Below are 4,616 nucleotides of genomic sequence, written 5' to 3'. Positions count from 1 at the left end.
CTCGGCAGAGGCCTTACCGAAAGCCCGTCAATCCGGCAAAACCCTTACCCCTCCCCAGCCCTCCCCTTCGCTCCGCGAAAGGGAGGGAGCGTAGTGCCGAGCCATGCTCGGCAGAGGCTCTACTAGTGAAGCCTCCTGCCGAGCATGGCTCGGCACTACAACAGCAGAACAAAAACGGGGAAGCCGAAGCTTCCCCGTTTCATCCACCACATCAACCGACCGCTGTTACAGCAGGTCGGCCACGCCAGCGCGCTCTTCTTCCAGCTCGCCCAGGGTGATGTCGATGTACTTCTTGGAGAAGTCGTCGATCGGCAGATCCTTGACGATGGTGTACTCGCCGTTCTCGGTGGTTACCGGGAAACCGAACACCACGCCTTCCGGAATGCCGTAGGAGCCGTCGGACGGCACGCCCATGGTCACCCACTTGCCGTTGCTGCCCAGCACCCAGTCATGCACGTGGTCGATGGCGGCATTGGCAGCCGACGCGGCCGAGGACAGGCCACGGGCGGCGATGATGGCCGCGCCACGCTTGCCGACGGTCGGGATGAAGGTGTTGGCGTTCCATTCCTGATCGTTGATCAGCTCGGCAACCTTGGCGCCGCCGGTGGTGGCGAAGCGGTAGTCCGGATACATGGTCGGGCTGTGGTTGCCCCACACGGTGAAGTGCTCGAAGCTGTCCACGGTCTTGCCGGTCTTGGCAGCCAGCTGGCTCAGGGCGCGGTTGTGGTCCAGGCGCAGCATGGCGGTGAAGTTGCGCGGATTCAGGTCCGGCGCCGACTTCATCGCGATGTAGGCGTTGGTGTTGGCCGGGTTGCCGACCACCAGCACCTTCACGTCACGCTTGGCGACGGCGTTCAGGGCCTTGCCCTGCACGGTGAAGATCTTGGCGTTTTCCAGCAGCAGGTCCTTGCGCTCCATGCCCGGGCCGCGCGGACGGGCGCCAACCAGCAGGGCCACGTCGACGTCCTTGAAGGCCACCAGCGGGTCAGCCGTGGTCACCACGCCGGCCAGCAGCGGGAATGCACAGTCTTCCAGTTCCATGACCACGCCCTGCAGGGCGGCCTGGGCCTTCTCATTGTCGATTTCGAGCAGCTGCAGGATGACCGGCTGGTCCTTGCCCAGCATTTCGCCGGAGGCGATGCGGAACAGCAGTGCATAACCGATATTGCCGGCAGCGCCGGTTACGGCAACACGAACGGGTGCTTTCATGGGGGTTTCCTCTGCTAAGAAGCGGTTGTGGGGGTAAGGCCGGGCGGACGCGGGCGCGTCGACCCGGCTGCAATCAGAAACGGCCACCTGTTCAGGTGGCCGTCGGGGTCAATCAGGCGGCGAGGATCTTGTTCCACTCGGCGACGCGGTCGGCCTTGGCGGCCAGCACGGCGTCGGTATCGCCTTCCAGGGTGATCTTGTTGATGGCGTCGCCCTGCTTGATGGCGTCAACCACGTCCAGGCCTTCAAGCACCTTGCCGAACACGGTGTGCTTGCCGTCCAGCCAGTCGGTCTTGATGTGGGTGATGAAGAACTGGCTGCCATTGGTGTTCGGGCCGGCATTGGCCATGGACAGCACGCCGCGCTCGTGGCGCACACCGTTCTTGGTCTCATCTTCAAAACGGTAGCCCGGGCCGCCGCGGCCGGAGCCTTCCGGGCAACCGCCCTGGATCATGAAGTCGGCAATCACGCGGTGGAAGGCCAGGCCGTCATAGAAGCCATGCTTGACCAGGTTGACGAAGTTGGCCACGGTCAGCGGCGCCTTGTCGGCGAACAGCTCGACCTTGATCAGGCCGCGGGAGGTGTCGAAGTTGGCGATCAGGGACATGGAAATCCTTTGTAAAGAAGACGACTCTCAATAGCCCGCTAGTTTACACCCGGCCTCGCCCACGCTGCTGCACCTTGCGGGTAGCTTGCCTGGAAGAAGCCTGAATGGGCTATCAGACGAGTCTGAACGGTAGTTTTCGCACAACGGCGACATAGCGCTATAATGCTGGACTCATTTTCCCCATTTCACGGCACCGGCTGGCCGTCTTTCGCATGTCCATCGAAAATCTTCGCAACATCGCCATCGTCGCCCACGTCGACCATGGCAAGACCACCCTCGTCGACCAGCTGCTCAAGCAGTCCGGCACCCTGTCCGAGCGCACGGTACTTGCCGAGCGCGTGATGGACAGCAACGACCAGGAAAAGGAACGCGGCATCACCATCCTGGCCAAGAACACGGCCATTACCTGGGAAGACAAGAAGACCGGTACCAAAAACCGGATCAACATCGTCGACACCCCCGGGCACGCCGACTTCGGCGGCGAAGTGGAGCGCGTGCTGTCGATGGTCGACTCGGTGCTGATCCTGGTTGACGCGATGGACGGCCCCATGCCGCAGACCCGCTTCGTCACCCAGAAGGCCTTCGCGATGGGCTTCAAGCCGATCGTCGTGGTCAACAAGGTCGACCGCCCGGGCGCCCGTCCGGAATGGGTCATCGACCAGGTGTTCGACCTGTTCGACAAGCTCGGCGCCACCAATGAGCAGCTCGACTTCCCGATCGTCTACGCCTCGGGCCTGAACGGCTACGCCGGCCTGGAAGACACCGTCCGCGACGGCGACATGACCCCGCTGTACGAAGCGATCATGAAGTACGTGCCGGTGCCGGAAGTCGAGGCCGACGGCCCGTTCCAGATGCGCATCAGCCAGCTGGACTACAACAACTTCGTCGGCGTGATCGGCATCGGCCGCATCCAGCGCGGCAAGGTCAAGAAGAACCAGGCCGTGGCCGTGATCGACCGTGAAGGCAAGAAGCGCCAGGGCAAGGTCCTGCAGGTGCTGGGCTTCATGGGCCTGGAGCGCATCGAAGTCGAGGAAGCACAGGCTGGCGACATCATCGCCATCTCCGGCATCCAGGAGCTGACCATCTCCGACACCGTCTGCGCGCTGGACACCCCGGAAGCGCTGCCGCCGTTGACCGTCGACGAGCCGACCATCTCGATGACCTTCCAGGTCAACAACTCGCCGTTCGCCGGCAACAAGGACCTGTCGGGCGGCAAGTTCCTGACCAGCCGCCAGCTGAAGGAGCGCCTGGAGCGCGAGACCGTGCACAACGTGGCACTGAAGGTCGAGCAGCTGGAAGACGCCGACAAGTTCCTGGTCTCCGGCCGTGGCGAGCTGCACCTGTCGGTGCTGATCGAAACCATGCGTCGTGAAGGCTACGAGCTGGCCGTGTCGCGCCCGGAAGTGATCATCAAGGAAATCGACGGCCAGATGATGGAGCCGATCGAACAGCTGGTGGTCGACATCGAAGAGCAGCACCAGGGCGGCGTGATGGAAAAGCTGGGCACCCGCAAGGCCCTGCTGGAGAACATGGAATCGGACGGCAAGGGCCGCGTGCGCCTGGACTTCAAGATCCCGGCGCGTGGCCTGATCGGCTTCCAGAACGAGTTCAAGACCCTGACCCAGGGTTCTGGCCTGCTGTTCCACGTGTTCGACCATTACGGCCCGAAGGAACAGGGTGCCATCGCCAAGCGCCTGAACGGCGTGATGATCGCCAATGCTCCGGGCGCCACCCCGGCCTACTCGCTGGGCCCGCTGCAGGAGCGCGGCAAGCTGTTCGCTGCTGAAGGCGACAACGTGTACGAAGGCCAGCTGATCGGTATCCACTCCAAGGACAACGATCTGACCGTCAACGCCATCAAGACCAAGCCGCTGACCAACATGCGCGCTTCGGGCAAGGACGACGCGATCCAGCTGACCCCGGCCATCAAGTTCTCGCTGGAACAGGCCCTGGACTTCATCGACGACGACGAGCTGGTGGAAATCACCCCGAAGGAAATCCGTCTGCGCAAGAAGTTCCTGACCGAAAGCGACCGCAAGAAGGCGTCGCGCGGCGGCTGATTGTCTTGACCGGCAACACGCCCTACAACCCGGATCCGCACGCGCATCCGGGACTGGCAGCCATCGCGCTGCTGGAAGCGGGAAAGGCCGTCCTGGCCTTTCTCGCTGCGGCCGGCCTGGAGTTCTCCGGGCCTGCCCCGCTCCGCAACATCATCAATGCCCTGATCCACCGCGTCGGCGGTGACCCCGAGAACGGCGCGTTCTCCTCGCTGCTGGGCATGATCACTCCCGATACCGTGCACCTGGGTGCAGCCGTGCTGGTCGGCTACGGGTTGCTGCGCGCGCTCGAGGCCTGGGGCCTGTGGCGCGCCAAGGCCTGGGCGTCCTGGCTGGGCTGTATTTCCGCCGCGCTCTACCTGCCGCTGGACTTCTACGCCATCGTCAAACACCCCGGCGGGGCCTCCTGGCTGCTGCTGGCGGTCAACCTGCTGGTCGTCTGGGTTCTGGCCCGCGACCTGGGCAAGCGCCACCGCAAGCGCTAACGCTTCACCTGTAGTGCCGAGCCATGCTCGGCATGGGGCCTGCCCGGCAATCCCAAACGCTTCACCTGTAGTGCCGAGCCATGCTCGGCAGGGGCCTGCCCAGAAATCCCAAATGCTTCACCTGTAGTGCCGAGCCATGCTCGGCATGGGCCTACCCAGAAATCCCAAATGCTTCACCTGTAGTGCCGAGCCATGCTCGGCATTTGGCAATTCCGGTAATGCCCCTTGCCGAGCATGGCCTGTCTCTAATACACATCT

4 protein-coding genes are annotated in these 4,616 nt (G+C 63.4%); 2 read left to right on the top strand and 2 right to left on the bottom strand.

All coding sequences use genetic code 11. The annotated features are described in order from the left end of the window. Positions 1–225: 225 nt before the first annotated feature. On the bottom strand, positions 226–1,209 hold the full coding sequence (locus AC1VXC_RS20865; protein WP_481528918.1) for a malate dehydrogenase: 984 nt from the start codon (positions 1,207–1,209) through the stop codon (positions 226–228). Between the two features lie 112 nt (positions 1,210–1,321). Continuing rightward, positions 1,322–1,816, bottom strand: coding sequence for a peptidylprolyl isomerase (locus AC1VXC_RS20860; RefSeq protein ID WP_313401550.1), 495 nt, complete (start codon positions 1,814–1,816; stop codon positions 1,322–1,324). A 212-nt stretch (positions 1,817–2,028) separates the two neighbouring features. Here AC1VXC_RS20860 and typA point away from each other — a divergent pair, with 212 nt between their 5' ends. Continuing rightward, a complete protein-coding gene (gene typA, locus AC1VXC_RS20855; protein ID WP_481528919.1) occupies positions 2,029–3,876 on the top strand; it encodes a translational GTPase TypA in 1,848 nt (615 codons plus the stop codon). A 5-nt stretch (positions 3,877–3,881) separates the two neighbouring features. Further along, on the top strand, positions 3,882–4,358 hold the full coding sequence (locus AC1VXC_RS20850) for a DUF2127 domain-containing protein (RefSeq protein WP_481539968.1): 477 nt from the start codon (positions 3,882–3,884) through the stop codon (positions 4,356–4,358). The last annotated feature ends 258 nt before the right edge of the window (positions 4,359–4,616 follow it).

Source organism: Stenotrophomonas sp. STEN033 (genome assembly GCF_056856655.1).
The sequence above is the reverse complement of the archived record's forward strand: the minus strand, read 5'-3'. Positions and strand labels throughout refer to the sequence as shown.

Excerpts from the sequence above, each read along its gene's own strand:
- AC1VXC_RS20865 (WP_481528918.1), bottom strand. The coding sequence starts at position 1,209 with ATGAAAGCACCCGTTCGTGTTGCCGTAACCGGCGCTGCCGGCAATATC.
- AC1VXC_RS20860 (WP_313401550.1), bottom strand. The coding sequence starts at position 1,816 with ATGTCCCTGATCGCCAACTTCGACACCTCCCGCGGCCTGATCAAGGTC.
- typA (WP_481528919.1), top strand. The coding sequence starts at position 2,029 with ATGTCCATCGAAAATCTTCGCAACATCGCCATCGTCGCCCACGTCGAC.